Source organism: Paraburkholderia rhynchosiae (assembly GCF_002879865.1).
GTDB lineage: Bacteria > Pseudomonadota > Gammaproteobacteria > Burkholderiales > Burkholderiaceae > Paraburkholderia > Paraburkholderia rhynchosiae.
Map to the genome: position 1 here is coordinate 1 of NZ_PNXY01000083.1, position 4,461 is coordinate 4,461.

A 4,461-nucleotide genomic window follows, 5' to 3' on the forward strand; every position below is an offset into this window, starting at 1 on the left:
CATAACTTTCGACGACTGCGCATCCGCTTCGAACGTCTTGCATTCATCCATGAAGCCTTCATGAAAATCGCCTGCTGCATCATCTGCTGGCGAAAACTGAAGAACTCATTTTGTTAACGCTTGTAAGGACGCCCGTCAGTCATCACTCACAGCGTATTCGCCAGCTCCCGGCCAGTGGCGGGGGCTAAACTTGAGCTTGCTCAGGACCAGAGACAAACAACGGGATCGCGACAATGAACAGGGAGCTAGGCGAGTAGGAACGCGCGGAACGCCGTCAGATCGTCGACGAGATGATGGCTGCGGGAGGCTTGGATAAGCTCGAAGTCGCCTATCTCGAAGCGTACGCGCGCGGTGACCTGTCGCTTGACGAGGTATCCCGGCGCATTATCGGGCGTGCTGAAGCCAAAGCTGAGCAAGTGATGGCCGAAGCAGCGGAGGATGCACACGCTTTCATGGCGCATTCCGAGATCGAGCAGCAAAGGATTCTGCGGCAGGCCGAACTCGAGGCGAAAAGGATTCAGGAGGTCCTTGGAGGTCCGGCTGAACGGCTTAGTGCGTTACTTTCCAGTGTGGAGAATCCTAGTGCGGCGATGCGGGATCTTCTCCTTCACGGAACGGAGGAGCAGCTAAGATCGACTGCGAAGTATCTCGCGTCAACGCTAGGCAGCGATGACGCGCTCGATGGAACCCTGCGGCAGATCCTGCGCGATATGCCGGCGCCGGAACTTCGCGATGTATGGCTCAACCGACTCCGGCCGATGTTGATTGAATGGCAGATGTTGTCGCAGGAACGGTTTCGAAAGCTTGATGCGGATGTGTCAAATCTGCTAAGTGCCTACCAGAAACGCCCCGGGCTGACGAGCGGACGGAAGTACTTGATCGCAGGAGTAGTGGTCGCCGTCCTCTTTTTCGTCGTGCGTTCGTTTTGGTCGAACTGACCACAGTACGTGAAAAATTTTCAACGTCGGGGCGCTGCGGCTTGGAAACCGCGTCACTGTGCTTGGTCAACGGGCCGATCGACGACGCGAACGGCCAACAGTCGGCCACCTCCTGCCCATCCGCTCGCGCGCAGCAGATGACATTCTGCCGTCTGCTCCAGTCAGATACCCTTTCATCGGTCTCACAGTAAAAGCAACCGGCACCAAACGCGCCGCTGAAGCTGGTGACCGTGCTGGAAGATTGGGCCGTCATTCGTCATTCAGGCAGTCGCGAGCGGCGGACTCCGGTACAACGCAAGACCCAACCTGTCGGACGCGGCCACGTGTCTACTGGGCTGCGGGCATTCATAGACGTGCTCAGGGAGGTAACGCATCCGCATAGGTGAATGACCGTTGCTGAGGATCCTGACCGACCGTTCAGGGTCGCCTACGGAAATCCGCCGCGCGGTCGCACCGCGCGATCGGCATTTGAACTGCGAACTTTAGCAACCGGCCATAAAGGGACACTCGACGGCGTTACCTACATAGCCGACAATCGCGTCCAATTCAATGACATGTAGTGTTCCGGGCGGATATCCATGCGAAATCGTGTTACGCGCGCTCTCCATGAGCGCGTCCTCCCTTTCATCCGCGCCGTCGCTGCTGCGTGCTTCTCGGTTGCCGCAGCGCCGCTCGCCGCTCATCCACATGTCTGGATCACGTACGCAAGCGTTGCGCGGATGGATGGGTCGGCATTGAGCGCTGTGCAGGAGAGGTGGACTTTCTCGCAGGGATTTCCGGTATCAATTGTCGGCGACCTGACGGGCATGCCGAACTCTGGACCGCTCAGTCCGAAGTACACTCGCATCTTCAGGCAGCAGGCGTTTGATTCACTGAAGGGGACCGGCTACTTTACACATGTCTTCGTGGACGGCAAGGCTGCGCACTTCGGCGAGGTCCGCGACTTCGCCGTCTCTATCGAAGGCGGCCGGATTGTCTATACGTTCGTGCTGCCGCTCGCGGATAAAGTCGACCTGAAGCGCGCGCAGGTGCAACTCGGCATTTGGGACGAAACTTTCTTCGTCGATTTTCAGGCGCTGTCCAAAAGCGGCGCTCCCATCGTTTTCGATGCGACGGCGGAAAAGACCTGCACCGCGCAAGCGTTCGAAGACAAGGTTCACGCCATATTTGGCGGTGCCATTTTTCCGCTTTCCACGAGGCTCTCATGTTGACCCCTGCGGGGCGCTACAGAATTCGCCGTAGCGCGTTTGCGCTCGTCTTCCTCATGATCAACGCCATGCACGCAACAGGAGCTCAGACGGTCGACGTCTTCGGAAGGACATCGTCGGGGGCGCCAGGCGAAGGCAATGTGCAGGCGCCGACGCCGCAGAATGGCGCTGAGCCGCACGTCGCAATGCTGGGCCCTGTGCGACGCGCGATTGCAGCAGGCGTCGTCCTTCAGGGACGCTTGAACGTTCAGCTTCAGGACCAACTCGTCGCGCAGCGCAATGGCGCGAGCGTGCTGGCCGGCTGGACTCTCATGCTGCTGTCGTTCGGATACGGCGTCCTGCATGCGCTGGGACCGGGACATGGCAAGATGGTCGTGAGCACGTATCTGGTGTCACATCGTGCTCGCGTTGGGCATGCCATTGCGCTCAGTGTATGGAGCGCCTGCGTGCAGGCAATCTCGGCGATTTTCCTTGTTGGCAGTGCGGCGTGGCTCGCGCGTGAGGGACTAGGCGGCGTGCTCACGCGAGCGGCGACGCTTGATCTTGTCAGCTACATCTCACTTCTGTGCGTCGGCCTCGTAACCGTCTGGTCGATCGTCACGCGTCGCGACTGCTGCGACGACGGGCGCATAACACTCATCCCTAAACGCCGCACGGGCTTGTTTGCGGCGAGGCGTAACAATGGCGACGTTCAGCACGGCCGTTACCTTAATGCTAGCTCGCTGGCGAGCCGGCGCGCGCGGGACTGGACGCGCGTGGACGAGAAGGCCGGGAACGTCTGGATCGCGCGGCAGATTGTTATGACGGGGCTGGCGGTGGGCGTGCGACCATGTGTCGGCGCGATCTTTGTTCTGATTGGCGCCCTCGCCAACGGCATGTTTATGGTGGGTGTATTGTCGGCGTTCGCTATGGCCGCGGGGGTGTCGATAACGGTATTGACGATTGGTCTCGCAAGCATCGGCGTCAACCGGCTGGTTTCCGGTCGTAGCCTCGCTCGCAGGCAGGTGCTGCAAATGATCCGCAAGCGTCTGGCGCTCGCAGGTGCACTGGTCATCACGCTGTTTGCTGCATGGCGGGTAGTCGCATTGCTGTCTGGCTGGCAACTGGCCACGCTCGCCTGACGGTCCTCCAGCGTTGACAGACAGCGAAGGTCCGTTGTGTGGAAAGTTGGAAGGCGGTTTCGGGTCGTCAACCGCGTGTCGCTGAGCTTTCCCTTTGGCGCGCGACGGACAGCCTTTAACGTAATTGCGATAACGGGAGATGCTGAATCGTCTGGAACTGGTTTTGCCAATACATTCTCGTCGACAGTTGCCCGACGTTCGTCGCAGGCATTTGACTGCCGGGTTGCGTACGGAATCGTGGAATGACGCACGGACAGTCGCGGCGATAACGCCTCCGGGGCAGACATTACCGAAGCGACTCAGCGAACCGCCCGCAACCCTTCCGGCCTGCTAGACTGCAAGCTACCCATGCAGACCATGGAGGGTGACATGATGTCCGTCTATGTGGTGAAGACCGGTGAGCAGTTCCTCTGCACCGCCGAGGACGGCGACATCGGCATGGCATCGGCGATTGAAAATGCCACGTCCTTTCTTTCGTATGAGGAAGCGGAAAAAGCGGCGAACGAGCACGCTGACCCCGGATACGAAATCGTGGCCGTCTGCGTTATCAGACACTGACGCGGAGTCCGCTGCTGGGCGCTCAGCGAGTGAGGCCACTGCCGATTTCGCTGACGCCATGCGATATGGTGCTCCGGTTGACTGCGTCCGAAATCATCTGCAAATGGGCCTGCGTTGCGCATCGAGATTCGCACAATGCGGTCGACGCGCGCGTTGATCGCCTTCATCACGGGCTCATGGCCGTGAACGACGAACCGTCTTCCATGAACGCTCTCGGAAGTGCCGCAAGCCCTCCATAACTTGCGGTGGAGAGTGGGGCGCATGTAGACCCGTCGCCCTGGCTATTCCCCCAACAGCCAACCGCCGTTTCCGTGAACCGCCGACATATCATCAGCAGCAAGCGTCTGCCTGAACCTGGTGTCGAAGATATGGATGTGCGCATCGCAAGCGTCGGCGGGCACATGGTGCTGCACCCCGGTTGAAGCGGCCTGTGTGTTCATACCTGCCCCCGCTTTTCTAACACCTGTGCGAACGCATCGACGGTGTGACTGATATCGGCATCGTCAATGTGGCGATGGGTCACGCACCGGATAGTTTTTTCGCCCCACGGACGAGTCAGTACGCCCAATTCGGCTAGCGCTTTGACCCATTGATGGCTGGACATTCCTGTCCCCCCGACCTGTACCTGCACGATAT

Annotated in this window: 4 protein-coding genes and 2 pseudogenes; 5 read left to right on the forward strand and 1 reads right to left on the reverse strand. The window is 59.5% G+C overall.

All coding sequences use genetic code 11. From position 1 onward, the window contains the following. The 5 genes and pseudogenes from C0Z16_RS36745 to C0Z16_RS36765 form a co-directional block, all read left to right on the forward strand. Positions 1–117, forward strand: a pseudogene (locus tag C0Z16_RS36745) (IS5/IS1182 family transposase); the annotation flags it as partial. Between the two features lie 191 nt (positions 118–308). Continuing rightward, positions 309–938 (forward strand): hypothetical protein, encoded by a 630-nt coding sequence (locus C0Z16_RS36750; RefSeq protein ID WP_146014421.1) that lies wholly within the window; start codon positions 309–311, stop codon positions 936–938. Between the two features lie 578 nt (positions 939–1,516). Further along, positions 1,517–2,149 carry a DUF1007 family protein gene (locus C0Z16_RS36755; protein WP_102636821.1) on the forward strand — a complete coding sequence of 211 codons (633 nt, stop codon included), beginning with the start codon at positions 1,517–1,519 and terminating at the stop codon, positions 2,147–2,149. After that, the gene (locus tag C0Z16_RS36760) at positions 2,143–3,267 is read left to right on the forward strand and encodes a nickel/cobalt transporter (protein ID WP_102636822.1); all 1,125 of its coding nucleotides are present in this window, start codon (positions 2,143–2,145) and stop codon (positions 3,265–3,267) included. Before C0Z16_RS36755 ends, C0Z16_RS36760 begins: the two co-directional genes overlap by 7 nt. Before the next feature lie 369 nt (positions 3,268–3,636). Continuing rightward, positions 3,637–3,825, forward strand: a complete 189-nt coding sequence (locus tag C0Z16_RS36765) for a hypothetical protein (protein WP_102636823.1) — start codon at positions 3,637–3,639, stop codon at positions 3,823–3,825. A gap of 436 nt (positions 3,826–4,261) precedes the next feature. Here C0Z16_RS36765 and C0Z16_RS38525 read toward each other — a convergent pair. Then, a pseudogene (locus tag C0Z16_RS38525) lies at positions 4,262–4,461 on the reverse strand (low specificity L-threonine aldolase); the annotation flags it as partial.

Excerpts from the sequence above, each read along its gene's own strand:
- C0Z16_RS36755 (WP_102636821.1), top strand. The coding sequence starts at position 1,517 with ATGCGAAATCGTGTTACGCGCGCTCTCCATGAGCGCGTCCTCCCTTTC.
- C0Z16_RS36760 (WP_102636822.1), top strand. The coding sequence starts at position 2,143 with ATGTTGACCCCTGCGGGGCGCTACAGAATTCGCCGTAGCGCGTTTGCG.
- C0Z16_RS36765 (WP_102636823.1), top strand. The coding sequence starts at position 3,637 with ATGATGTCCGTCTATGTGGTGAAGACCGGTGAGCAGTTCCTCTGCACC.